Source organism: Candidatus Hydrothermales bacterium (assembly GCA_039630235.1).
GTDB lineage: Bacteria > Hydrothermota > Hydrothermia > Hydrothermales > JAJRUZ01 > JBCNVI01.
The window spans coordinates 407799-433552 of the sequence record JBCNVI010000001.1 but is presented as its reverse complement, the minus strand read 5'-3'; the positions used below and the strand labels follow the sequence as shown (position 1 = coordinate 433552).

Annotated in this window: 28 protein-coding genes; 15 read left to right on the top strand and 13 right to left on the bottom strand. The window is 33.6% G+C overall.

Translation table 11 applies throughout. From position 1 onward, the window contains the following. Positions 1 to 21: 21 nt before the first annotated feature. The 8 genes from ABDH49_02070 to ABDH49_02035 are packed head-to-tail and all read right to left on the bottom strand — an operon-like array spanning position 22 to position 6707. Positions 22 to 723 carry a sugar phosphate nucleotidyltransferase gene (locus ABDH49_02070; protein ID MEN3045765.1) on the bottom strand — a complete coding sequence of 234 codons (702 nt, stop codon included), beginning with the start codon at positions 721 to 723 and terminating at the stop codon, positions 22 to 24. A 13-nt stretch (positions 724 to 736) separates the two neighbouring features. Next, a complete protein-coding gene (locus ABDH49_02065; protein ID MEN3045764.1) occupies positions 737 to 1177 on the bottom strand; it encodes a MauE/DoxX family redox-associated membrane protein in 441 nt (146 codons plus the stop codon). After that, the gene (locus ABDH49_02060) at positions 1161 to 1628 is read right to left on the bottom strand and encodes a rhodanese-like domain-containing protein (GenBank protein MEN3045763.1); all 468 of its coding nucleotides are present in this window, start codon (positions 1626 to 1628) and stop codon (positions 1161 to 1163) included. Before ABDH49_02060 ends, ABDH49_02065 begins: the two co-directional genes overlap by 17 nt. Before the next feature lie 3 nt (positions 1629 to 1631). Beyond that, the gene (locus tag ABDH49_02055; GenBank protein ID MEN3045762.1) at positions 1632 to 2294 is read right to left on the bottom strand and encodes a rhomboid family intramembrane serine protease; all 663 of its coding nucleotides are present in this window, start codon (positions 2292 to 2294) and stop codon (positions 1632 to 1634) included. After that, complete coding sequence (locus tag ABDH49_02050) at positions 2291 to 3604, bottom strand: thymidine phosphorylase (protein ID MEN3045761.1); 1314 nt, start codon at positions 3602 to 3604, stop codon at positions 2291 to 2293. Before ABDH49_02050 ends, ABDH49_02055 begins: the two co-directional genes overlap by 4 nt. Next, entirely contained in the window at positions 3586 to 4782 is a 1197-nt protein-coding gene (locus ABDH49_02045) for an aspartate kinase (protein MEN3045760.1), read from the bottom strand. Before ABDH49_02045 ends, ABDH49_02050 begins: the two co-directional genes overlap by 19 nt. Next, positions 4779 to 5918: an aminotransferase class I/II-fold pyridoxal phosphate-dependent enzyme gene (locus ABDH49_02040; protein ID MEN3045759.1), complete on the bottom strand. Its 1140-nt coding sequence runs from the start codon at positions 5916 to 5918 to the stop codon at positions 4779 to 4781. The genes ABDH49_02045 and ABDH49_02040 overlap by 4 nt, the downstream gene beginning before the upstream one ends. Before the next feature lie 18 nt (positions 5919 to 5936). Continuing rightward, positions 5937 to 6707, bottom strand: coding sequence for an SAM-dependent chlorinase/fluorinase (locus ABDH49_02035; GenBank protein ID MEN3045758.1), 771 nt, complete (start codon positions 6705 to 6707; stop codon positions 5937 to 5939). 43 nt (positions 6708 to 6750) lie between these two features. Here ABDH49_02035 and ABDH49_02030 point away from each other — a divergent pair, with 43 nt between their 5' ends. From ABDH49_02030 to ABDH49_02020, 3 genes are all read left to right on the top strand, one after another. Further along, complete coding sequence (locus ABDH49_02030) at positions 6751 to 7788, top strand: PorV/PorQ family protein (GenBank protein ID MEN3045757.1); 1038 nt, start codon at positions 6751 to 6753, stop codon at positions 7786 to 7788. A gap of 904 nt (positions 7789 to 8692) precedes the next feature. Beyond that, positions 8693 to 8902, top strand: coding sequence for a hypothetical protein (locus ABDH49_02025; protein MEN3045756.1), 210 nt, complete (start codon positions 8693 to 8695; stop codon positions 8900 to 8902). Between the two features lie 29 nt (positions 8903 to 8931). Further along, positions 8932 to 9147, top strand: coding sequence for a hypothetical protein (locus tag ABDH49_02020; protein ID MEN3045755.1), 216 nt, complete (start codon positions 8932 to 8934; stop codon positions 9145 to 9147). Between the two features lie 703 nt (positions 9148 to 9850). Here ABDH49_02020 and ABDH49_02015 read toward each other — a convergent pair. The 3 genes from ABDH49_02015 to ABDH49_02005 all read right to left on the bottom strand — a co-directional run bounded on the left by ABDH49_02015 (position 9851) and on the right by ABDH49_02005 (position 10975). Then, positions 9851 to 10159: a DUF3782 domain-containing protein gene (locus ABDH49_02015; protein MEN3045754.1), complete on the bottom strand. Its 309-nt coding sequence runs from the start codon at positions 10157 to 10159 to the stop codon at positions 9851 to 9853. 62 nt (positions 10160 to 10221) lie between these two features. After that, positions 10222 to 10416: a hypothetical protein gene (locus ABDH49_02010; GenBank protein ID MEN3045753.1), complete on the bottom strand. Its 195-nt coding sequence runs from the start codon at positions 10414 to 10416 to the stop codon at positions 10222 to 10224. Positions 10417 to 10723: 307 nt separating this feature from the next. Next, positions 10724 to 10975: a hypothetical protein gene (locus tag ABDH49_02005; GenBank protein ID MEN3045752.1), complete on the bottom strand. Its 252-nt coding sequence runs from the start codon at positions 10973 to 10975 to the stop codon at positions 10724 to 10726. Between the two features lie 307 nt (positions 10976 to 11282). On the opposite strand from ABDH49_02005, the gene rpmJ reads away from it, so the two are divergent. The 10 genes from rpmJ to ABDH49_01955 are packed head-to-tail and all read left to right on the top strand — an operon-like array spanning position 11283 to position 19843. After that, complete coding sequence (gene rpmJ / locus ABDH49_02000; GenBank protein ID MEN3045751.1) at positions 11283 to 11396, top strand: 50S ribosomal protein L36; 114 nt, start codon at positions 11283 to 11285, stop codon at positions 11394 to 11396. 2 nt (positions 11397 to 11398) lie between these two features. Next, entirely contained in the window at positions 11399 to 11776 is a 378-nt protein-coding gene (gene rpsM, locus ABDH49_01995) for a 30S ribosomal protein S13 (protein MEN3045750.1), read from the top strand. Then, the gene (gene rpsK / locus ABDH49_01990; GenBank protein MEN3045749.1) at positions 11776 to 12159 is read left to right on the top strand and encodes a 30S ribosomal protein S11; all 384 of its coding nucleotides are present in this window, start codon (positions 11776 to 11778) and stop codon (positions 12157 to 12159) included. Before rpsM ends, rpsK begins: the two co-directional genes overlap by 1 nt. A gap of 1 nt (position 12160) precedes the next feature. Continuing rightward, on the top strand, positions 12161 to 12793 hold the full coding sequence (gene rpsD, locus ABDH49_01985) for a 30S ribosomal protein S4 (protein ID MEN3045748.1): 633 nt from the start codon (positions 12161 to 12163) through the stop codon (positions 12791 to 12793). 31 nt (positions 12794 to 12824) lie between these two features. Further along, the gene (locus ABDH49_01980; GenBank protein ID MEN3045747.1) at positions 12825 to 13829 is read left to right on the top strand and encodes a DNA-directed RNA polymerase subunit alpha; all 1005 of its coding nucleotides are present in this window, start codon (positions 12825 to 12827) and stop codon (positions 13827 to 13829) included. 9 nt (positions 13830 to 13838) lie between these two features. Continuing rightward, positions 13839 to 14189 carry a 50S ribosomal protein L17 gene (gene rplQ, locus ABDH49_01975; GenBank protein ID MEN3045746.1) on the top strand — a complete coding sequence of 117 codons (351 nt, stop codon included), beginning with the start codon at positions 13839 to 13841 and terminating at the stop codon, positions 14187 to 14189. Between the two features lie 55 nt (positions 14190 to 14244). Then, a complete protein-coding gene (locus ABDH49_01970; GenBank protein MEN3045745.1) occupies positions 14245 to 15513 on the top strand; it encodes a potassium transporter TrkG in 1269 nt (422 codons plus the stop codon). Positions 15514 to 15550: 37 nt separating this feature from the next. Beyond that, positions 15551 to 16660, top strand: a complete 1110-nt coding sequence (locus ABDH49_01965; protein MEN3045744.1) for an alanine dehydrogenase — start codon at positions 15551 to 15553, stop codon at positions 16658 to 16660. Positions 16661 to 16675: 15 nt separating this feature from the next. Then, the gene (locus tag ABDH49_01960) at positions 16676 to 18031 is read left to right on the top strand and encodes an acetyl-CoA hydrolase/transferase C-terminal domain-containing protein (GenBank protein MEN3045743.1); all 1356 of its coding nucleotides are present in this window, start codon (positions 16676 to 16678) and stop codon (positions 18029 to 18031) included. Between the two features lie 54 nt (positions 18032 to 18085). Continuing rightward, the gene (locus ABDH49_01955) at positions 18086 to 19843 is read left to right on the top strand and encodes a V-type ATP synthase subunit A (protein MEN3045742.1); all 1758 of its coding nucleotides are present in this window, start codon (positions 18086 to 18088) and stop codon (positions 19841 to 19843) included. Between the two features lie 91 nt (positions 19844 to 19934). Here ABDH49_01955 and ABDH49_01950 read toward each other — a convergent pair whose 3' ends face one another. Next, positions 19935 to 21158, bottom strand: coding sequence for a glucose-1-phosphate adenylyltransferase (locus ABDH49_01950; protein MEN3045741.1), 1224 nt, complete (start codon positions 21156 to 21158; stop codon positions 19935 to 19937). Then, a complete protein-coding gene (locus tag ABDH49_01945; GenBank protein ID MEN3045740.1) occupies positions 21145 to 22578 on the bottom strand; it encodes a glycogen/starch synthase in 1434 nt (477 codons plus the stop codon). The genes ABDH49_01950 and ABDH49_01945 overlap by 14 nt, the downstream gene beginning before the upstream one ends. Positions 22579 to 22646: 68 nt before the next feature. Here ABDH49_01945 and ABDH49_01940 point away from each other — a divergent pair, with 68 nt between their 5' ends. Together ABDH49_01940 and galT are read left to right on the top strand one after the other, a co-directional pair. Further along, positions 22647 to 24710, top strand: a complete 2064-nt coding sequence (locus ABDH49_01940) for a glycoside hydrolase family 57 protein (GenBank protein MEN3045739.1) — start codon at positions 22647 to 22649, stop codon at positions 24708 to 24710. Positions 24711 to 24724: 14 nt separating this feature from the next. Then, positions 24725 to 25753, top strand: a complete 1029-nt coding sequence (gene galT, locus ABDH49_01935; protein MEN3045738.1) for a galactose-1-phosphate uridylyltransferase — start codon at positions 24725 to 24727, stop codon at positions 25751 to 25753. Position 25754 lies beyond the last annotated feature (1 nt).

Here is a 25754-nt window from a genome sequence, read left to right as displayed (position 1 = left end):
TTTAAGACGTTTTATTTGATTTTATTGTTCCGTTCTTTGAAAAAACATTTTTGCTCTTTCGATGTCTTTAAGTGTATCAAGGTCTATCCAAAAATAGCCTGATACTTTTGAAATTTCAAGTTTTGCCCTTTTTATTATCTCACTTATTTTTATTTTTTCCCTTTTTTTCTCAAGTTCTATTGCGCAATCAATAAATTTTCTATCAGTTATAATAAATCCTGTGTCAAAAGCGTTAAACTTTTTAAGTTTTTTTCCTATTTTGATAATCCTTCCATTTTCGTAATATACTTTTGTGGCTTCCTTTTTATCAATATATTTGCCGATTTCATCAACGATTAGTCCCCTCTTTTTTATTGCCTCTTCCACAAATTTCTTTTCATAGAGATGATCACCCATTATGATTACGAAGTTTTCATTTTCTTTAATATAATCCTTTAGTAGAAAAGCAGAGTAACCATTTTCTCTTTCCGGAAACTCATTAATTACAACTTTTAGATCAATGTTATATTCCTTTAAGAAAGCTTTAATTTTTGATTTGTGTTTTGGGTTTATTACTATTATGAATTCTTCTATTGAAAATTCCCTTAAATTTTTAATGTTAGTGAGTAGTACTTCAACTCCGTTTATTTTAAGAAGAGCCTTAGGTATACCGTTTGAAAAGGGTTTAAGTCTTTCACCAGTGCCAGCAGAAAGTATAAATGCCTTTTTTATATTACTTTCCATTACTGATTTTAAGCTATTTTATATCTTTTTTTCTAAATATTAAACCGTATAAAAGTAGGGAAAAAATGATCAAATTTCTCAAAATTGAAAAAATACCTATTTTTTCTTCTCTTCCAAATATTTCAAAGCAACCACACTCAAAAGTCTTACCCCTGATAAAAACATAAATAATAGCTAGTGTGAAAATAAAGATAAGTTTTATGAGTACAAGATAGGCTCCCCTTTTTAAAATACCAAAAATTAAAAAAAAGCCTGAAAAAAGCTCAAGAAAGGGCATTACTAACGAAAATAGGTTTATAAAGTTTAGCGGTAATATACCGTACTTTGCTACGGTAAAGGCAAATTCATGTATGTTTTTTATCTTTGTGTATCCTGAGTAAATAAAAAGTAAGCCCAAAAGAATCTCTATCAAAATTACTATGTAAAGGTTTTGTTTTTTATAAGCCTGTTTCAACGGGATAGTTCCTTTTTTTCCAATCATTAAATCCACCAATATAGATTACTAAATCTTTTATACCCAGATCTTTTAGAATCTCTGCAACTTTAAAGGAAAGTTCACAGAATCCTCCCTCGCAGTAAACGACAATCTTTCTTTGAGTATCGATTTTATCAATAAATTTTGCAGGATCCATATAAAATTCACTATAGGGAAAATTGACAGCCCCCTCTATGTGCCCCTTTATATATTCATCTTTTTCCCTTGCATCTATCAAAAAAACTTCATTCTTTTTTATTAAATAATAGAGCCTTTCAGCATCAATAAACTCTATTTCTGGGTATTTTCTTGAGTACAGGAAAACCTCTATATTTTTAGGGAAAATCGGTATTTTTTTATAATGTGAAAATCCTATGGCGGAAACAATTGAAAGAGAAAAAATAATCACTGCCTCTATTATAAACTTCATTTTTTAAAAAAAGTGATATTTCTTTTTCAAATAAAATTTTGCACAAATAGCACCGAATATAAATCCACCGAGATGAGCTAAAAAGGCAATGTTTGTAAACTGTGTACCAAGTGAAAGGAGGGAGTTAAAAAACTGTGAAATTACCCAAAAGCCTAAAAAGATAAAGGCAGGAATTGGAACTATATCCCAGAAGAAAAGATAAAAAACAAGTGTATTAATTCTTGAAAAAGGATAAAGAATAAAGTAAAAGCCCATAACACCGGATATGGCACCTGAGGCTCCTATCATAGGTACATTTGAGTTTAGATGAAAAAAACTCTCTACGATTGTACCGGCTATACCTGCACTGATAAAGAACACAGGAAACCAAAAGAATCCAAGAACATCTTCTACATTATCTCCAAAAATATGAAGGTATAGCATATTAAAAATAAGATGGGCCCAACCACCATGAATAAAAATTGAAGTTATAAACGTCGGTAACCTACCGATGGGATCCCTAATAAATTCACTTGCAACAAAACCGTTTTTGTAGATGAAAATATCTCTATCAGGATCAGGTAAAATGAGTTCATAAAGAAATATTAAAACACAGGTGATTATTATAGCATAGGTCCAAAAAGGAAACCTCCTTGAAGGGATATTATCCTTTAAAGGTAGAATCATTCTACTAAGCTATAAATTATAGTTCTCTCAGGTGGTTTTACCAAGTTAAAATCGAGGGAATTTAGAAGAAGTCTTTTTGCCTCCTCTATCTTATTTTCGCTATTTGCTCTTATTTCAAAGATTTTCTCGCCCTTTTTTACATAGGCTCCTGTCTTTTTAAGTAAGATTACACCTGCAACTGGATCAATTTTATCATCTTTTTTAAATCTTCCTGCGCCAAGAAGCCTTGCCGCTTCGCCTACAAGCTTTGCATCAATTTTTGATATATAACCTTCTACCTCAGCCTCAACAAATTCAATGTACTTTACCTTTATAAATTGATCTATCTTTGTAAATTCGATTTCTTCAACCAGCCCCCCATGTGCCCTTACCATTTCAAAGAATTTCTTTAAAGCTTTTCCACTTTTTATTGAATTATCAACCATTTCTTTTCCAAGATCTCTATCACTTACTTTTCCACAAATTAAAAGTAATTCAGCTGCAAGACTTTTAACTACTTCATCAAGATCTTTTATTTCTGCTCCATTAAGATAAAAAAGAGTTTCCATTACCTCAATTCTATTTCCAGCGGTGTATCCAAGTGGCTCATTCATATCAGTTATAATAGCCTTTGCCTTAACACCCATTTTATTTGACACATTAACAAGAGACCTAGCTAACTTTTCCGCATCAGCATAGCTTCTCATAAAAGCACCTAACCCAGTTTTTACATCAAAGACTATTCCATCTAGATTTACCGATAGTTTTTTAGAGAGTATACTTGCTGTAATTAAGGGGATAGAGGGAACTGTACCAGTTACATCTCTTATTGAATAAATTATTCTATCGGCAGGTGCAATTTCCTCAGTTTGCCCTATTATTGAACAACCCACCCTTTTTACTATTTCTATAAACTCCTCTACGTTTAGATGAGTTTTATAACCTGGAATAGATTCAAGCTTATCAACAGTTCCACCTGTATGTCCAAGTGCTCTTCCAGAAATCATAGGAATGCAAGCTCCAAGGGATGCCATTATGGGTGCCAGGGCAAGTGAAACCTTGTCACCAACTCCCCCTGTTGAATGTTTATCAACTAAAGGACGAAAAGTGGTTATACTTATAGTTTTACCTGAATCTCTCATCGATTTTGTCAAAAAGAAAGTTTCTTCATCATTTAGACCCTGAAAGTAAATTGCCATTAGGAGTGCAGAAATTTGATAATCAGGTATTTTCCCTTTAACAACACCCTCAACGAAAGATTCTATCTCCTCTTTATTTAAAGTTTTACCGTCTCTTTTTTTCTCAATGATTTCTATGATGTTAGGTTCCATTTTTTAGATAGAGCTTTTAGTGCTTTAGTTAAGTTTTCCTCCTCTAATAAAAGTATAATTCCAGGTTTAGATGCAAAGATTGCGTAAACATGTATCCCTATTTTTTCAAGCACTGAAAGAGATTCCTCAAGTATTAAGGGGGAATCCCCTATTCCATATCCTACAAGTGTCAAGGTTCCCATCTTTTTAATGACTTTTATTTGAAGAGGTTTATATTTACTCTCGATTTCCTTTAATAAACTTTTTTCAATTTTATCTTTTTTTTCAACGACAAAGGTAAGGTCTACGCCCTTTTCTTTTCTGATGCCATGTGTGAAAAATAGAACGTTAACGTTATTTTCGTTTAAAAACTTTGCAAGTTGAGGTATATCCATGTTTTCTCTTACTTTTTCAAGTAAAAGAACTGATAGCCCCTTTTTAATTACGATGGCTTTCACATAGGGTGTCTCAATGGCCTCATTTTCTATCAATGTTATGTTATTGCTGTTCATTTTCTTTATATAAAATTTTAGGTCATACCTCATTCCTAAGGCTACAGCTCTTGGATTTAAAACCTCTGCACCGTACTCTGAGAGAAATAGCATTTCTGCAAAGGATAATTTTTCTATCCTCTTAGATTTTTTTATTAACTTGGGCGGTATAGCGTAAATGCCATCTACATCCTTATAAAAGACAACATCTCTTGTTTTTAAAAAAACTGCTAAGGCAGCTGCTGTTAGGTCTGAGCCTCCCCTTCCTAAGGTAGTAACCTCTTTTTCTATGCTTACTCCTTGAAATCCGGCTATAATTGGGACTTGTCCTTTTTCAAGAGTTTCAATTATTCTTTTTCCCCTTATTTCTAAAATGTGTGCCGAGCTGTGTTTTGTATCAGTTAGTATTCCTGCTTGTGAGCCTGTAAGTGATCTTGCTTCTATTTTTCTTTCTCTCAATGATAAAGAAAATAGAGCCATTGCTATTCTTTCTCCTGCTGAGAGCAACATATCTAGTTCTCTTTTATCAGGTTTTTTTGTAATTTTTTCAGAAAGCTTTAACAGTTCATCGGTTGTATTTCCCATTGCGGATACTACAACTACAGGCTTTGTGCCATTTTTTATTTCTTTTTCGACCTCAAGGGCCGCAAGCTTAATTCTTCTTATATTTTTTAAAACTTCACCTCCAAATTTTAAAACTTTAATCACTTCTTATAAAATTCTTTAAGTCTTTTAATTGCTTCGTCGAGCTTATTATCTTCTAAAGTCACGCTGAACCTTATAAAGCCTTTCCCATGCTTTCCAAAGCCTTCACCGGGTAGGGCTAAGACTTTCTTTTTCTTAATAAATTCTATAGAAAATTCATAACTTGAGAAATTTTCTGGTTTTGCCCATATGTAGAAAGTAGCCTGGGAGTCAAAAAAGGGCATTCCTACTTCTCTAAGAGCTTCTTTTAGCTTTCCTCTCCTTTCCTTATACTTTTCTCTTATAGGTTTATTAAGTCTTTCGTAGTTTAAGAGGGCGTATTCGGCGGCTTTTTGGATTGCTCCAAATTGGCAGTTATCAATAACGGTTTTAAATTTAGCAAGATTCTGAATTATTTTTTCATCACCGCAGGTAAAGGCAATTCTCCAACCGGTCATACTAAACGTTTTAGAAAGTGAGTTAAATTCAATAGCATTTTTCTTGGTGACCATTAAAAGTGATATAGGTTCTTTTTCTTCATATATTTCAGCATAGCAAAGGTCATTGACAATAGCAAAGTTATATCTTTTTGATAACTTTACTACTTCTTTAAAGAAGTCTAAGTTAGCTTCGGCACCAGTTGGGTTATTTGGATAGTTTAGATACATAACTCTTGTTTTTTCTAAGACTCTATCTGGTATTTTTGTTAAAAGTGGGAGGAAATTATTTTTTTCTTTAAGGGGCATTTTATGGATGATTCCTCCTGCCATTTTTGAGGCAAGTTCATAGGCTGGATAGGCTGGGTCTGGGACAAGTGAATATGTATTCTCATCAACGAGTACAAAGGCAAGGTGCGAAAGCCCCTCTTTTGATCCTATTAGAACAAGAATTTCTTCTTCTTTTAGTTCAACATCAAATCTTTTTTTGTAATAGTTTTTGATTGCTTCTTTAAGAAATTTAAAGCCTTGGTAAGGTGGGTATCTATGAAATATAGGATTTTTAGCTTCTTTAATTAAAATCTCTACAATTTCTTCAGGAGTAGGAATATCTGGGTCTCCAATCCCCATATCGATTAAATCTTCCTTATACTCTTTTTTTAATCTATCAATTTCCTCAAAAAAGTAAAGAGGAAATTGCTTTATTCTTTTTGAAAATTTCATAATTTATTTTAAGGCTATCTATTTTACTATTTCTTTAATCGTTATCTTGGTAGGGAGAGTAGGTTTAATAATATCAAAGGCGCTTTCCATGTTTGAGGCTATTTCTAGGAAACCGAAGCTTCCCCTTAAAAATAAAAGCTCTCCCTTTTTCACATCTGCATAGGTCCTTTTCGGTCCCACTATTAAAAAGTCTTTTATTTTTAAAAGGTAGTTAGTATCTTTTTCTAACCACTCATTTGGAATGTTTGTGAGGATATTGCCGAATTTATCCTTTACAACTGCCTTTCCCTCTATTTCTTTACCAATTTTTATAGGTTCCTGAGTTTCAAGAATTTTAGGATTTTCTAATTTTTTGAATGTTTTTAAAATAAAGGGGGACATAGAAATTTTAGCAGCCCATATGGAGAAGTAATCTCTTGCGTGAAATGTGGGAGATGCTGAAGTGGGAGGCGGGGGCAATTCATACGCGTTTCCTCCCTTTTTTAAAAGCAAAGTAAATATTCCGTTGTCTGGACCAACAAAGAATCTATTTTCAAAGGAAATAACAACTCCCTTTCTTTCTGTCCCAACTGTGGGATCAACAACACAGAGAAACACTGTGTCCTCAGGATAATCTCTATATAAAAAATAGATCCAGTAGGCACAAGAAAAAATATCAAAACTTTCAATATCATGGAAAATATCAATAATATAGATTTTATCGTTAGATAGTGATTTAATTTTAGCTTTTACTGAACCTATGTAGGGCGAGTTATAACCAAAATCTGTAATGAGTGCAATTATCTTCATAGGTTTGATTTTAGTAAATTTTAAAATTATAATTAAAAGGGTTATGAAAAAGGTAACTAAGTTTATTTATTTTTTAGTGATGCCTTCTATTCTTTTTTCGTCGGCTAATGATGCGGCTGTTGTGTTTTTAACGATTTTTCCTGGGGCAAGGGCAGTAGGTATGGGAGCTGCCTTTACAGCTGTTTCTGATGATGCTACTTGTACTTTTTATAATCCAGGGGGTTTGCCTTTTATAAAAAGTCTTGAAGTTTCGCTTCAGCATTCTAACTGGCTGACAGGGCTTTGGCCAGATATGTACTATGAGTTTTTCGGTTTTGTTAATCCACTTGGTGAGCTAGGTGCCATAGGTGGAAATGTCATTTATTTAACTACAGGGGAGACAGAGGCTTATATAGAAGGTAGTGATGCGCCTATAGCAAGGTTTGTAAATTTTGACTTTGCCGTTACTTTAAATTATGGTTACAGGGTCTTTAAGGATTTAGGTGTCGGTATAGGGTCAAAGTTTATTTATTCTTTTCTTGCTCCTGATTGGCTTGTTAAAAGGGTTTTTCCTGAGTCAGGTGGAGGGGGAACTGGAATTACCTATGCCTTTGATTTTGGGCTTTTATACAAATTAAGTTTTAGGCCGGAGTCAAAGCTTTTGCCTGGTATGTCCTTTGGTTTTTCTCTTTTAAATTTTGGTCCTGGTATAAGGTATACAAGAAAGGGTGGAGGAGAGGATCCGCTTCCAAGGACTTTAAAAGTAGGAGTTGCTTTGCCGGTTTATACGTCAGATGCTATAAAGTTAACGATTTCTTCAGATATAACTAAGATTTTAGTAAAGCTTTTTGAGGATTGGGAGGAAAAGGGCTTTAATTATGTTTGGGCAGAGGCTTGGAAGCACTACGGTTTAGAGTTTACTTATTATAATTTTGTTTCGTTGAGGGTCGGTTACTTTTTGGATATAGAGGGGGCGAGGATTGGCTTTATGTACGGAGGGGGGATAAGACTTGGAAAGTTTTACTTTGATATAGGTGTTGACTCTCCCATTTATGATTTTGAAACTGAAAATTACAGATTTTCATTAAGATACGTTTTTTAAGACTGATAAAAGAATATTTTAGAGAAAATAGGGTCAGAAAAGATAGGCTAGAGACAGAGGGAGAGAAGCCTGTTCTCTTATAATATAAATCAGCATGAAATCTTTTATTTTATCAATATTTTTTATTTTGTCTTATAAACATGAAAAAAATTTGTCTTAGAGATAGATCCTGAAAGGCCAACTCCTAATGATACGATCACTATAACTTTATCCAAAAGATTTTCAGGTTATTTTTGGTGGCTTGAGTTATCAGGTGGTGATCCTTATAGGTTAATTTCTCATGTAGAAAAAATTGAGAATAAAAGTGTAATCTCTTTAGTTTCATCTGATAAGAATACTGCCCTTATTATTTTCTTTTTTGAAGATAAATTCATTTTTGACTCAACGTTTTATGTAATATACTATATAGAAAAAAGGCCGGCGCCTCATGCCTTCTCTTTACTTGCCTTTTCTTATTTTTATGAAAAATCTCTATTCCCTAACTTTAAAAAATTTGAAGCACTTCTTTTAAAAGAAAGAGAACATTATAAAAACCACTATGACTTTGTAAATAAGCTTAATGAATATCTTTTAAAGGAGGAGAGTGGAAAGTTTTATTTGTATATAAAAGACAAGAAAATTGATCCTTTGATCCCTGAGTTTAGAGTTTTTTCGGCTCAAAAGTTTATTTATCTTAATTTTCACACTGATAGTTTGATTAAATGGCTTAGAGAAAGAGAAAAAGAAGGATTTGAGGATTTGGAAGAAATCCTTATTTATGTGAATATGTTAAGCTACAGGTTAGAAGAAGAGGAATACAAAAATTTATATCATTACTGGTTACATAAGGCAAGGAAACTTTTAAATGACCCCATTTATGTGAGGAGGTCTTTTGCTTTTTATCATTACCCTTATGATCTTAATTATGAAAGTTTTCAGAAATATAAAACAAAATGGGGGGACAGAGTTAAAAGAAAGTGTGTATTTTCAACTTTCTTTATTTTATCAGAGTAAAAATGAGTTTGATTCTGCCTATTTTTATATAGGAGAGATAGTTGAGAGTAAAAGTTTAGAGGAGGTTGAGCAGGAGGTTTTAAGCTCATATGCAAGGATGGCGTATAAAAAGGTGAAATAGAAAAGTCAAAGCTTGCTTATCCTTATTTAGTGTTTTATCATGGTGATTCCACTCAGCTGGATACATTAAAGGAAATATGTGGAAAAAATTACGAGAGGGAAATAAAAAAATTTGAGGAGGAAATTTTTAAAAAAGTAAAGAGAGTAATAGATTTTGAGTTAACTTTACTTGATGGGACTGTGTTTAAGTATAGAGAAAACAAGGGTAAGATAATAGTTTTAAATTTTTGGAGGTACAGGATGTAAACCATGTAAAGAGGAAATTTCGGAACTTAACAAGTTAGTTAGAAAGTTCAAGGATAATAAAAAAGTTATGTTTATTGCAATTACAAGGGAAGGGAAAAGCAGAGTAGAGAATTTTTTAAAAAGAGAGATTTTAAATATGTTATAGCAATTAATGATACTTATCTTCACAGGAAATTTAAAATCTTTGCCCTTCCAACTCATTTGATAATTGATAGAGATGGAAAAGTCGTATTTGAACAAGTAGGATATGTAAAGAGTATAAGCAAGAAAATAGAAGAAAAATTAGAGACACTGTTATTTGTTTATCTATCTAATCCCGTATTTCCCAATTTTTATAAAGATTAGTTTTCAAAGTTCTAAATTTCTTTTTTATTTTCACCCAAAGTCTTATCCCATATTTTATTACCGTCACTGTCCAGTTTTATGACCTGTAAATTATAGCAACCTGCATCAAATGAATTTCAATAAGAAAGGGAAATTTTTTGGTATCTTTTCATCGCCTTTATCGTATGCTTTTGTGAGAAGTTTATATACGTCAAAAGAAAATTTCAGAATTTCAACAATATACTCTGTTTTATAAGATCATATGGAGATAAGCTTTATATCTACATCTTTTTTAAACTTCTCTTTGTCTCAGCCTATATCTTCTTCGAAATAGTCCTTTGCTTTTTCAAGTCCTCTAATCAATCTTATATTTAAATCTCTAGCGTATTCCACTGCCTGAGGAGAGGGGAATAATTGAAACAATTCCCTTCTTTTCAATCTTTTCACCCTCCTCTTTTTCATAGAATCTTATTGACCTTTCAAAATTTTCAACATCGCCGACAGTAAGAGAAGACTTTACCTCTATTGCTATTTTTCTTTTGTCCTTTATGATTATATCTATTTCAGCAGTGCGAGGATATATAAAAAACTCACAATTTTTATCAAACTTTTTCCATTTTATAACTTTATAATCAAGCTCAGATAAAATTTCTTCAAAACCTTTTCTAAATGCTTCCTCTGCACCCATTCCTCATCTTGAACCAATTACCGAAATTACTTTTCTTAAAGTCTTAAATCCGCTTTCCATCCTTAAAGTAAGTTCTTCAAATCTCCTATTAACTTCTTCAAACCTCTTGTTAATTTCCTCAAATCTCCTATTGATATCCTCAAACCTTCTATCAACCGCTTCAAATCTTTTATTAATATCCTCGAATCTTCTATTAATATCTTCGAATCTTTTATTGATTTCTTCAAACCTCTTATTAATTTCCCCAAATCTTTCATTATTTTCTTCCCTCTGTGCCCCTAATTCAAGTAAGATTTCCTTTATTTCTTCCTTTGTAATTGCTTTTTTTCAATTAACTCTTCAATCTTTATCCTTACAGAGGGGTATTTTTCAATTATTTCAGGAAGTAGTTGGTTATTGGATTATACATCAAATGCGATTTTGTAAAGTTCCTTTATATATTAATTAGTCATATAGTTTTATAACAATAAGATCTTTTCCGGTATATCCTGGAGATTTTTGATAACCAGTTAAAACATATACTCCGTCTTTTGCTATTGTAATTGAGTAGCCCTCTGAATAATCTCAAAGTGTTAAAGTTTTTTCCCATAACTTATTAAAATCTTTATCTAACCTTAAAACTAATACATTAGGTTCATGAACAATACCAGCCCTTATAATACACCCAGTTACTACATATCCACCATCCTTTGTCTGAATAATTGAGAAACCATGATCATTTCTACCACCTCCGAATGTTTTACCCCATTTTTTTGGTTGAGGCCTTTTTACCATAATGGTAGCTGTAGGTGTATTTGCCTTATAAACATTATTCACATACAAATCAGCATCCTCCCGAGTTGAAGTAATATTTACATTTATCTTTATATCCAGCTTAATTTTTTGTATCTGAGCAGAAGTCCTCTGCCTTCACTCAGAACATCTTAAAAAAACAAATAAAAAAGAAAAAATAAATATTAATGTTAAAGGTCTCATATCTCCTTCCTTTTTGCGCTCCTACAGGTATAACAAAAAAAGTGAAAGCCTTTCAAATTATTGATTAAAAATGGGAAAATTTGGTATTTAAAGTTTTAATTTGCTTGAATTTTGTAATTTTTTCTATTATAATTAATAAATTTCACTTATGAAAGTGAGAAGTTCTGTAAAAAAAATTTGCGCAAAATGCAAAATAATCCGCCGAAAAAGGCGGGTAATGGTAATATGTGAAAACCCAAAACATAAGCAAAGACAAGGTTAATCATGGCACGAATAGCAGGTGTAGACTTACCTAAAAATAAAAAAATAGAAGTAGCCTTAACTTATATTTACGGTATAGGTCCATCTAACTCAAAAGAAATATTAAGAAAAACAGGAGTAGACCCAAACAAAAAAGTTAGGGACTTATCTCCTGAAGAAATAAGTAAACTCCAAAGCGCCATAGAAGGCCTAAAAGTTGAAGGAGCTCTAAGAATGGAAGTTGCAAGAAACATAAAAAGACTCATGGACATCGGATGCTACAGGGGCATAAGACATAAACTTGGACTACCCGTACGTGGACAAAGAACAAGACATAACGCAAGAACAAGAAAAGGCCCAAGAGGCAACATCTTTAGAAGAATAAAGAAAAAGGAAAAATAATGGCAAAAAAAGGAAGAAAAAAGAAGGAAAAGAAATTTTTAAATTTCGCAATCGTATACATACAATCAACCTTTAATAACACTATAATCACCGTAACCGACGAAAAGGGCAACACCCTCTGCTGGGCATCCTCTGGATCAGTAGGCTTTAAAGGCACAAGAAAGGGAACACCCTTTGCCGCATCAAAGGCTGCCGAAGAAGTCGTAAAGAAGGTTAAAGAGTTCGGCATTCAAGAAGTAGAAGTAAGGCTAAAAGGACCTGGCCAGGGAAGAGAAGCTGCCCTAAGAACACTTCACTCACAGGGACTAAAAATTGTGGCAATAAAAGACGTTACACCTATACCACATAACGGAACAAGACCACCAAAGAGAAGGAGGGTATAAAATGGCAAAGGCAATAAGAGGTCCAAGATGTAGGTTATGTAGAAGGGAAGGAATGCAGCTATTTTTAAAAGGTGAAAGATGCTTTACCGATAAGTGTGCAATTAAAAGAAGACCTTATCCCCCTGGAATCCATGGACCAGTTAAAAAACCAAGACTATCAGTCTACGGCTTACAGTTAAGAGAAAAACAAAAGGCAAAGAGAATATACGGTGTTATAGAAGAACAGTTTAAGAGGTATTTTGAAATGGCAAGAAAAATGCCAGGAAACACAGGCGAGAATTTACTTTCCATTCTTGAAAGAAGACTTGACAACGTAGTTTTTAGACTCGGCTTTGCAGTCTCAAGATCACAGGCAAGACAAATTGTATCTCATGGAAAAGTTTTAGTTAACGGAAGAAAAGTTGACATACCCTCTTTTCTTGTTAGAGAAGGAGATGTTATTACAGTAAAAGAGAAATTTAAAGAAAATCCGTTTTTAAAATACGCACTTCAGAGAAGAGAAAGAAGTCCCTTGCCTGAGTGGCTCTATTTTGATCCACAAAAACTTGAGGGGAAGGTTTTAAGATTACCACAAAGAAAGGATATAACTTATCCGATTCAAGAAAACCTTATCGTTGAGTTTTATTCAAAATAAAGGTTCTATCCCTTTTCTCTTAATTTAGAAAATGTATAGGCTGACTCTCACTGTTCCAGAGGGAATAAAAATTTTAAATTTAAGTGAAAGAAAAGGTTTTTTTGAGATTTCTCCCTTAGAAAGAGGATACGGTATTACTTTAGGCAATTCCTTAAGAAGAGTTTTACTTTCAAGTATAAAAGGTTCAGCAATTTTTGCAGTTCATATAGACGGTGTCTTACATGAGTTTAGTACGATAGAGGGAGTTACTGAAGATGTTCCTCACATAGTTTTAAATCTTAAAAAAGTAAGAGTAAAGTTTGAAAGTGACTTGCCCTATAAGTCAATGGTTCTTTCAAAACAGGGAAAAGGTGTAGTTAAAGCTTCTGATTTTAGGTTGCCACCAGAGATTAAAATAATGAATCCAGATCAGCATATAGCAGAGCTTTCTTCAGATGATTCAAAAATTGCTATTGAGGCTTTCGTAACCTCAGGTAGAGGCTATCTTACTGTCGAAGAAATTAAGTATTTGATTAAATCAGATAAGGGATTTCAACCTATTTTGCCTCATAATTCGTTCTTTATAGACGCTGATTTTTCTCCTGTTAGATTTGTAAATTTCTCAATTGAGAATATGAGAGTTGACTATAGAACTGATTTTGAAAGACTTCTTATTGAAATTGAAACAGACGGATCTGTTTCCCCTTATGATGCACTTGTAGAGGCTCACACAATTATGATAAATCACCTTTCCTGTATAAAAAAGATTTTAACTCCAAAAGTAGAAATTCAACAGGATAAAAAGCCAAAGGAAGTTTCTAAGAGAGTACTTGATATATTAGAGGAAAATATAGCCTTTTTAGATCTTTCAAAGAGAGTTACTGAAGCGCTTGAAGAGGCTGGAATTAAGACCCTTTATGACCTTGTTTCATTAAAACGTGATGATCTTTTAAAAATAAAAAATTTAGGTAAAAAATCAATTGAAGAGATTGAGGAAAAATTAAGGAAATTTGATTTATACCTTGGAATGGAACTTCCAAAAACATCTAAAGGTTAGGGGGCAAATATGAGGCACCTAAAGAAAGTTAAAAAACTCGGAAGAACTTCATCACATAGAAAAGCATTACTCAGAAATCAGGCAATTAGTTTAATACTAAACGGTAAGATAAAAAGTACAGTTCCCAAACTTAAAGAGACAAAAAAGTTCGTTGAGAGATTGGTAACTATTGCTAAAGAGGATACTCAGAGTTCAAGACGCCTTGTTTTTTCGTATTTAAATAACAAAGAGGCATCACAAAAGATCTTTGAAATTGCAAAAAATTTTAAGGATAGAAAAGGTGGATACACAAGGTTAATAAGACTTGGATTTAGAAGAGGTGACAACGCAGAGGAGGGCCTTTTAGAGTTTGTTGAGTAATTTTTTAAAATTTAAACCATACCAACTCATTCTATTAGGATATGTAATTATTTCTTTGTTTTTTTCACTTATTCTTCTTTTGCCCTTTTCTCATAATGGAAATTTAACTTTTATAGATGCCTTTTTTACTTCGGTCTCATCCTTATGTGTTACAGGTCTGATAGTAAAAGATACTGAGACCTTTTGGACTATTTGGGGTAAATTGATAATTCTCTTTCTTATTCAAATAGGCGGGCTCGGCTACATGACCATAGTTTCTTACTTTATTCTTGTCTTAAGAGGTGATGTCCCCATCTCCTTGAGAGTAATAACAAGAAGAACACAAAGCTTTTTAAAAGGCATCCCTGTTAGAGATCTTGTGTTTAAAATTTTAATATACACTCTAATAATCGAATTTATAGGTTTTTTAATTCTTTTGCCTCTGAGTAGAGGAGAGGGAAAAATTTTTGATAGTCTTTTCCATTCTATTTCAGCTTTTTGTAACGCTGGTTTTTCTACATATTCTGAAAATATCGCAAGATGCAAAGATTCCCCCCTTTATCTTTTAACTATATCTATACTCCTTATACTTGGAGGGCTTGGCTTTTTCGTACTTGATGACCTCTATAACTTTATAAGAAAAAGAACTCCCCTTTCATACCATTCAAAAGTTGTTTTAAAAACTACCATTTTTCTCCTTGTTTTTTTTACTATTATTTTTTTGATAGTAGAGTGGAATAACTCACTTAAAGATTATAATTTGCTCCTTAAAATTGTTCACTCTTTTTTTCATGTTTCAGTTCCCAGAACCGCTGGATTTAATGCCTTAGACATAAGCGTATTGCTTTTACCTACTCAAGTTGCCATAATGTTTTTGATGGTTGTAGGCGGTTCTCCTGGAGGTACAGCTGGTGGTGTAAAAACAACTAACTTTGCAATTTGGGCTTCTTTTTTAAGAAGCACTCTAAAAGGTGAGGAAGACGTCTCATTATCTCACAGAAGAATTGAACACTCTTTACTAATTGAGTCTGCCTCTATTCTTACACTTTATTTTTTTGTCTTTAGTCTCTCCCTTTTTATCATTTTATTGCTCGAGGGAAAAAAATTTATTTTTATAGAGATTGTTTTTGAAGTTATCTCAGCTCTATCTACTGTCGGCCTTTCTTTGGGTTCAAAAAATTTCGAGAATGTAAGTCTATCTTGTGATTTTTCTCCTATAACAAAGTTTATAATTATTATACTTATGTTTATTGGAAGAATTGGAGTTTTTACCTTTTGGAGTTTAATTGTTACAAGAAGAAAAACTTTGAGGAGCTATCCAAAGGGAGAACTTATGGTCTTTTAAGGGTTTAACCCCCTAAAAGTGAAAGGGAGGAAAAAGTTTGGAAAAAATTAAGATAGGTATACCATCTTCACAAAAGGGTAGCAGCATTCCTGAAAAAAGGGTTTCTCTTTCACCATCAGCATGTAAGGAGTTAATTGAACTTGGGGCAGAAATATATCTTGAAAGCGGAGCTGGAGAAAGCGCAGGTTTTTCTGATGAGGAATATAAGCAAAAAGGGGTAAATATTGTTTACTCAAGGGACGAAGTTTTTTTGAGAACAGATATAGTTGCTGGAATAAATCCTCCCTCTACAGACGAGCTTCGTCTTTTAAAAGAAAACCACGTTATCTTTGGGTTTCTTCATCTTGCCGTAAGACCAAAGGAGATATATGAAACTTTTGTTTCAAAGAAAATAACATCAATTGGTTATGAAATAATACAAGAAGAAGACGAGACTCTTCCCGTTTTAAGAGTATCAAGTCAAATTGCAGGAAAACTTGCTCCTCAAATTGCTGGAAGACTTCTTGAAAGTGAAAGAGGGGGACTAGGGATATTGCTTGGAGGGATACCTGGTATTCCACCAGCTGATGTAGTGATCATAGGGGCTGGGACTCTTGGTACATATGCTGCAAGATCTTTCCTTGGACTGGGAGCCTCAGTCTACATGCTTGATATTTCAAGATCAAAACTTGAGAGAATAGATGAAATTTTCGGTGGCAAAGTAGTTACTGCTCTTGCTACCTACGAGAATATTTATAAGTTTGTAAAGTTTGCTAACGTTCTTATTTTAGCTGTTCTTGTTCCTGGTGAAAGGGCACCAATAATTGTAACAAGGGAGATGGTTAAGTCTATGAGAAATGGCTCAGTTATCATAGATTTTTCTATTGATCAAGGTGGAGCCTGTGAAACTTCCAGGCTTACTCCAACAGAAAGCTTTGTTTATAAAGAATTCGGTATAACCCATTTTTGTGTTCCGAATGTACCATCCTTTGTTGCAAGAACAGCTTCCCACGCCCTTTCAAATGCTTTACTTCCCTACTTTAAAAGAATTGTTAAAGACGGTATCGATGTTATAAGAGAGTGTGTACCCCTTTGGAATGGTTGTTATACCTTTAAAGGTAAATTTACAAAAAAACATCCTTGGAGTGAAGGTTATCCAACAATCTGATCGAGGAGTAAAAAAATGAGCTTTTTAAAACTATATCACGAGAAGAAAAGGCCCATAGAGGAGCTTATTTCTTATGTTAAGTCAGGAGATTCTTTGTTTATTTCTGGAAATGCTGCCACTCCAAGGTACTTCTTAGAACACCTTGCGGCAAGGAAAGATCTTGAAAATGTTAAACTCTATCACCTTTTACAGATTGGAGAAGATTACTTTAAAAAGTTCGGAACCTATAAGAATTTTATACATAAAGCTCTCTTTGTTGGGCCTGCTGACAGAGAGGCAGTAAATGAAGGAAACGCCGAATATATTCCATGTCACCTGCACGAAATTCCAATTATGATAAGAGAGGGAAAGATAAAAATTAATGTTGCAATAATTCACACCTCACCTCCAGATGAACACGGGTTTTTAAGCTTAGGAGTTGAAGTTATAGCTACAAAGGCAGCAATTCAGAGTGCAAAGATTATCCTTGCACAGGTAAATAGGAGAATGCCAAGAACCTTAGGAGATTGCTTTGTTCATATCTCTCAAATTACCGCACTCTGCGAAGTTGACGAACCTCTCTTTACTGTTGAGAAAATAACACCTACCGAAGTTGAAGAAAAAATAGCCAAGTTTGTCGTTGATCTAATTGATGACGGATCAACTTTACAGGTTGGAATAGGTGGAATACCCAATGCGATCCTAAAGTTTATAAAAGGAAAAAAAGACCTTGGAATCCACACTGAGATGATATCAGATGGAATAATGGAAAGAATAATTGATGGAACAATAACTGGTTCAAGAAAAACACTTCATCCAGGTAAGGTAATAGGTACCTTTATTTTAGGTTCAGAAGAGCTTTATAACTTTTCTCATAACAACCCAATTTTTGAACTTCACCCCTGTGACTATGTTAATCATCCCTTTATAATTTCAAGGAATGACAACATGGTAGCTGTTAATTCTGCTATTGAAGTTGATTTAACAGGACAAGTTTGCTCTGATTCAATTGGAACATATATTTATTCAGGTTTTGGTGGTCAAGTAGACTTTATAAGGGGAGCAGGCTGGAGTAAAAACGGAAAACCAATAATAGCAATACCCTCTACAGCAAAAAACGAAACAGTCTCAAAGATTGTTTCTAAGTTAAAAGATGGAGCAGGAGTTGTTACCACAAGAGCTGACGTGAGATACGTAGTTACAGAGTACGGTGTAGCTGAACTTTGGGGTAAATCAATTAGGGAAAGAGCTAAAGCCTTAATAGAAATAGCTCACCCAAAATTTAGAGAGATGCTCACAAAAGAAGCTTGGGAGAGGAAACTTTTACCTCACCTATTTTATATCGAAGACACAAAGAAATCAAAAAGTGATAGACTTAATACAAGAGAATAATTTTGAAAAGTTTGTTTTAAAAAACTTAAAATAGATACTTTAAAGGAGGGAGAGATGGAAAAACCTGTTATTACAAGGATTGCAGGTTCACTTGTTGTTGCAAAAAATATGCGTGGAGCTAAGATGAATGAAATAGTCTTAGTTGGCAAGGAGGGACTCGTGGGGGAAATCATAAGACTCAACGAAGACTTAGCATATATTCAGGTTTATGAAGATACCTCGGGACTTTTCGTAGGTGAACCTGTAGAAAGAACCTTTGAATCACTATCTGTAGAACTTGGACCAGGACTTTTGGGGATAGCCTTTGATGGTATACAAAGACCCCTCCAGAACATAAGAGATAGCGTAGGGGATTTCATCAGAAGAGGTGTTAAAACCTTCGCACTTAATAGGGAAAAAAAGTGGGACTTTGAACCTTTACTTAAAAGGGGGGATGAGGTTTGGCCTGGGAGGATAATTGGGGAAGTTCAAGAAACCCAAAGTATTAAACATAAGATACTTGTACCTCCCTACGTAAAACAAAGTAGAATCAAAGAAATAAGAAAGGGTTCATTTACAGTTGAAGATGTCATATGTATTCTTGAAGATAACACTGAACTTAAACTCTATCATAAGTGGCCTGTAAGAGTACCAAGACCTTTTAGGAAAAGACTCGGTCCTGAAAAACCTCTTATAACAGGTCAGAGGGTTTTAGATTTCTTCTTCCCTATTTCTCTTGGAGGAAATGCTGCAATACCTGGTGGTTTTGGTACTGGTAAAACTGTTACTGAGCAAACACTCGCAAAATGCTCCCTTGTTGAAGTTGTTATATATGTGGGATGCGGTGAAAGAGGTAACGAAATGACTGAAGTCTTAGTAGAGTTTCCACACCTTGAAGATCCCTTCCACAAGGGGGCTCCTCTCATGGATAGAACTATTCTTGTTGTAAACACCTCTAATATGCCAGTAGCTGCAAGAGAAGCTTCTATATACGTCGGAATTACACTTGCAGAGTATTATCGGGATATGGGCTATAACGTCTTGTTACTTGCAGATTCTACCTCAAGATGGGCTGAGGCTTTAAGAGAGATCTCTTCAAGACTTGAAGAAATGCCAGGTGAAGAAGGTTATCCACCTTATCTTGCTGCAAGACTCGCAGCTTTTTATGAAAGAACAGGAAGAGTAGTTCCACTTGCAGGTGAAAATCTTGAGGGCTCAGTTACAGCAGTGGGAGCAGTTTCTCCACCAGGAGGTGATTTCTCAGAACCTGTAACTCAAAGTACCTTGAGGGTGGTAGGTGCCTTATGGGCACTTGACACAAGCCTTGCTTATAGGAGACATTATCCAGCGATAAACTGGCTAAAATCCTATACTCTTTATTTTGAGTTAATGGAAAAGTGGTATAGAGAAAATGTGGCAAAAGACTTTCCAGAATTAAGGAAATGGGCAAGTGAAATGCTCCAAAAGAATGCTGAACTTGAGGAAATCGTACAACTTGTAGGCCCTGATGCTCTTGATGACCATGAAAGATTACTATTAGAGGTTGGAAGATTAATCAGGGACGGTTTTCTCCAACAGAGTGCTTTTGATGAAGTAGATTTTACATGTCCCCTTGAAAAACAGTACGGTATGATGAAGGTTATTGAAAAATTTTTCATTTTTGGCGAAAAGGCTTTGAAAGAGGGAGTTGAAATTGAGAGAGTTCTTGATCCCCAGTTAATAGATAGAATAGTAAGACTAAAGGAAAAAACTCTTGAAGAATTTAAAAAAGAAAAAGAAATACTTGAGAAAGAAATAGAAGAGATTGTTTCAAAAGAAGAGGTAAAAGCCTAACTACATAGAGGGAGCTGGAACCAAAGAGGAATTTAAACAAAGAATAAAAGGTTACTAGTAAAAGCTTAACCAACAAGTGGTCGGACAGGGACTACTTTTTAATTCTGAGGGTAGGAGGAGGTGAAGGTAAAATTAGAATATCATCTACAAGATGATAGCCTTCTTCCCATCTCTCCCTTACATTAACATTTTTCTCTACTACAACAAATTTATCAATAATACATCTTATAACTTTCGCTTTTTCTTTTATTTTAACTCCGTAGTGTATTATTGAATCTTCGATTATGGCGTCTTGACCGATGATGCAATTTCTTCCTATTATTGAGTTTTTAATTTTTGCGCCTCTTTCAACTCTTGTTCCCTCTGAGATTATAGAGTTATGAACTATAGCTCCTTCTTCAATAAAACAGGGTGGATCCTTGAAACTTACTGTTCCAATTGTCCAGTAGGGATTCCATAAGTTTAAAAGAGGAGGATTCTTTAATATATCCATGTTTGCTTCAAAGTACTCCCTTATTGTTCCCACATCTTTCCAATACGGCCTTTTTTCCCCCCTTATTTTGTTAGTGTAAAAATCATAAACGTAAACCCTTGAATTTTTATAGACTTTCGGTAAAATATCTTTTCCAAAGTCATGAGAGCTACTCTCATCTTTTGAATCTTCTATAAGAATTTCTTCAAGAAACTCTCTCTTAAAGATGTAATTTCCCATAGATATGAATAGTTTTTTATTTTTAGGCGTTTCTGGAAGAGATTTGGGCTTTTCCCAAAATCCACATACTCTACCATCTTCATCAGCACATATTACTCCATAACGTGATGGATCCTGGTCAGTAATTGGAATGCCCGAGATTGTGAAATCTGAGTCTTTCTCAAGGTGAAATTGAAGCATCTGTGAAACATCCATTTTGTAAACGTGGTCTGATGCAAAGACTAAAACTATATCGGGATCATAATTAGATAGAAGGTGTAAATTTTGGAAGACTGCATCTGCGGTTCCCTTGTACCATTCCTCGCCTAGCCACATTTGGGCAGGTGCAATGGTAATAAAAAAGTTTCTTCTTCTTAGTGCACTTCCAAGTTGCCAACCCTGTTCAATATGCTCTGTTAAGCTTTGTGCCTTATATTGAGTAAGAACATAAATTGATAAAAAGCCTGAATTTGTAAGATTTGACAAAACAAAATCAATGATCCTGTATTTACCACCAAATGGAACTGCTGGTTTTGACCTAAATTTTGTCAAGGGATATAACCTCTCCCCCTTACCCCCCGCCAAGACAAGTGTTAATATCCTTAAATGATTATAGTTTCTCATACTTTATTTTCATATATAAATTCAAATATTCCCTCGCTGACTTCTCCCACGAAAAATCCTTTTTCATACAACTTTCAATAATTTTCTCCCACTCGGACTTTATTTTAAAAACTGAAATTATTTTATCAAGTTTTTTAATAAAACTCTCCTTATTATATTCACTAAACAAAAAGCCTGATCCGCCATCCTCGTAATCCACTACGGTATCTGCAAGCCCCCCTGTTTTATAAGCAAAGGGAATTGTTCCATATCTCATAGAAATCATCTGAGTAAGTCCGCAAGGTTCAAAAACAGACGGTATTAAAAATAGATCAGATCCAGCATAGATTTTCTTTGATAAAACTATGTCAAACCTGGGAATAAATCTAAACTTTTCTTTGTATTTTGTTTCATACTCTTTTATTTTATCCTCGTATCTTTTTTCACCTGTGGCAAGAAGAATAAATTGTATATCTCTTTTGAAAAATTCATCAAAAGACTCAATGAGTAAATCAACTCCCTTTTGGTAAGTAAGCCTTGAAACCATACCAGCTAAAAGAGAATTATCATGAGCCAAGGAAAGCTCCTCCCTTAACATCCTTTTATTTATCTCTTTGCCCTCTCTAAAATTATTTATATTAAAATTCTTATAGATTTCTTTATCAGTTTCTGGGTTCCACTCCTCATAGTCAATTCCATTTAATATTCCAAAAACTTTATCTTTTTTACTTTTTAAAACATCATCAAGACCATATCCAAGTTGAGGCGTCATAATTTCTTTTGCATAGGTTGGACTAACTGTATTTATATAATCCGAAAGTAATATGCCTGCCTTTAAAAAATTAACATTTCCGTCTTTTAGAAATATATCACTTGGTTCATCAATTTCGATTTCCCTTAAAACCTCTTTTCTATAAACTCCCTGATAAGATAGATTGTGAATTGTAAGTAAAGTTTTTGTATCTTTAAAGAACTCTTCATCTTTGAACTTAGTTTCTAAATATATGGGCACAAAGCTTGTATGCCAATCGTTTATATGAATTATATCAGGTTTAAAGTTTATTTTCTTTAAAAATAAAAGTGAGGCAAGTGAGAAGAAGGCAAACCTTTTATACTGATTTTGATCCTCACCAGTCGGAGGCACATATATATAATCTCTTCCAAAAAAATCTTCATGACTCAAAAGATAAAAGGACACTCCCTTATGAAATATATTAATCCATTTTATTTTGTTTATTTCCGAACCAAAGTTTATACTATCTTCAAAGATTTCGTTAACCTTATAATTTTCAATTTTTATGAATTTTGAGTAAAATGGTGAAAGTACTATTATATCTACTCCGTTATTTTTTAATTGAATAGGAAGTGAGCCTGCCACATCTGCAAGCCCGCCAACTTTTGAAAACGGATAAACCTCTGCACTTAAGTAAACTAGTTTCATTGAATTCCACATAATTTTATCAGATTTTTTTGAAGATTTCAATCATAAGATAATATAATAACTTTTAAATGAGAGAGATAAATCTCTCAATCTTATGGCATTTCCATCAGCCTTCTTACTTTCTTCTTGAACCAGATAAAGAGTATTTCTTTTTCCCCTGGGTTTTCGTTCATTCAATAAGAGAATATTACGACATGGGAAGGATTTTAAAGGAAACACCCCCTAACGTAAAAGTTACCTTTAATATAACACCTACTTTATGGTATCAAATAAATAAATACAGAGAAAAAAAAGGTTTCTGTCAATGGTTAAAAATTTTTGAAAAAGACCCCTCTTCTATGTCAGAGGAGGAGAAAATCTTTGTCCTAAGAAATTTTTTCTCAGTTCACTATGAAAAGCAGATATTACCCTACGATAGGTATAGATATTTATATACAAAAAGGGGAAGCATTCTTGGCCTTGAAAAAAAAGTAAAGTATTTCTCAAACAAAGAAATAAACGATATAATGTTTTATTTTGTCTATTCAAATGTCTCAGAAATTAAAAAGGAAGAAAATAAAATTCTAAAGGAGTTAGAAAGTAAAAAAGAAAATTATTCGGAGGAGGACAAGAGAGAACTTTTAAACATATGCTTTAGTATACTTGATGAACTTGTGGAAATTTATAAGGATCTAATAAAAGAAAAAAAAGTAGAGTTAACTACTACTCCCTTTTCTCATCCTATAATGCCCCTTTTAATAAATAGCAATTCCTTTTGCGTATCTACACCCCATCTTGCTGATAGGAAAGTTGATTTTTCATATCCAGAAGATGCTGAAGTGCAAGTTGATCTTGCTCTTTCCTTTATGAAAAAAGAATTTAAAAGGGAAATAAAGGGTCTTTGGCCCGCAGAAGGTAGTGTATCTAGTGAAACTCTTGAGCTTTTTATTAAAAAGAAAATTTTATTTACGATGACCGATGAGGGAATTCTCGAAAGGTCAATAAATTTACCACTGAGAGAAAAACCAGAAGATGTCAGAGATGAACTGTATAGGCCCTATTTATATAGAGGTAAAAACGGCGAAATTTTAATATTTTTTAGAGATAGAGTTTTATCGGATAAAATAGGTTTTGTTTATAAAAATTTAAGAGTTGAGGATGCAGTTAACGATTTTGTTTTTTATCTTGAAAGGCTAAGGGCAAAGAGAAAAAATTTATGGGTATCAGTAATTTTAGATGGAGAAAACCCCTGGGTTTACTATGAAAAGGGTGGAATCCCCTTTTTAAAAAGATTTTATGAGGTTTTATCAAATAAAGATTATGTCAATTTTTCTTTTTTTGAGGAAGCTACCCTTTTTAAAGAAAAAGGTATTTTAGAAAGAATACATCCTGGTTCATGGATAAGAAGTGAATTCACTACATGGATGGGAGAAGAGGAGAAAAATGAGGGCTGGATTATTTTGAAAAAAGTGAGGAATGATCTAAAAGACAAAGTGAAGTTGAATGAAAAGTCTTTTTACTCTATGCTTTTTGCAGAGGGTAGCGACTTTTTTTGGTGGTTTGGATACGATAACCCAACCTTTTATGCACCTGAATTTGATATCCTTTTTAGAGAACATTTAAAAAATGTTTATAGAAATTTAGGTAAAAGTTATCCTGAGTTTTTGGAAAAACCGATAAAAAAAGAAATTCATAGACTTTTTACAAAGAACGTTTCGGGGTATATATATCCAGTAGTTGATGGAAGAATAACGAATTTTTATGAGTGGGCGAACGCCGGAGTAATAGATCTTGATATAGATGGAAGAAGTCTTTTAAGGTATCTCTATTTTGGATGGAGTGAAAATGGAGACCTCTGCTTACGTATTGATGCAAAAAAGAGCTTTAAAGACTTATTTGATGAAGGTTTTAAAATTTTAGTTGCTATAAAAACTTCAAACTTTGATAAAATATTAAAATTTGCTAAGGATAAAAACAATAATGATGAAAATTCAGTTTTTTATTGTGCAGATAAGATCTTTGAACTCGTTATAAAAGACTTACAAGATAATATATATCTTTTTTTGATACTAGAAAATAGAACTTTTGCTCGCTATCCTCTATACGGATATTATTTCATTGAAAGAAAAGAAAAAGATTATGATTTTGTCTAAAAGGAGGAAGGGGTATGCCAGAGCTACGTTATGATCCAATTAGATGGAGATGGACAATAATTTCACCAGAAAGGGGACTAAGACCAAAGGATTTTCACAGAAAGAAAGAAGAAATTCCACCCCGGGATAATTGTCCCTTCTGTGAAGGAAACGAGGATAAAACACCCAAGGAGGTTTTTTCAATAAGAAAAGAGGGCACCCATAGAGATAAACCCGGCTGGAGTGTAAGAGTTGTACCAAATAAATTTCCAGCACTAAGAATTGAAGGTGAACTTATAAGAAAAGGAGTAGGTCTTTTTGATTTTGTCTCAGGAATAGGAGCTCACGAAGTGATAATTGAAACACCTAAACATGAATTACAGCTTCAAGACATGAAACCTGAAGATGTTAGAGACGTACTTTTAGCTTTCAAAGAAAGATATATTGATTTAACAAAGGATATAAGATTCAGGTACATTTTAATTTTTAAAAATTATGGGAAAGAGGCAGGTGCTTCACTTTACCATTCCCATTCACAGCTTATTGCAACTCCTATAATTCCACTTGCCGTTGTTGCAGAACTTGAAGCAGCTAAAGAACACTATAAGCGTAAAGAAAGATGTATTTTTTGTGATCTAATTAATCAGGAACTTTCCTTAGGTGAAAGAATTGTTTATAAAACTGAAAAATTTGTAGTTTGGTGTCCCTATGCCTCTTCCTTTCCCTTTGAAACTTGGGTTTTTCCTTTAAGACATACTCATGAATTCATAAATATGGACAACGAAGAAATCAGTGACTTAGCAATGGTTTTAAGAGATGTTCTCTTTAGGTTAAAGATACTCTTAGATGATCCTCCCTATAACTTTGTCATACACACATCACCTATAGCAAGACCAAGACCTGGAAAGCCTCATTTTTGGGAAACTATACATCTTGACTACCATTTCCATATTGAAATTATCCCAAGAATAACTCATATTGCCGGTTTTGAATGGGGTTCAGGTTTTTATATTAATCCTATACCTCCTGAGGAAGCAGCAAGATACCTAAGAGAAGTAATTTAAA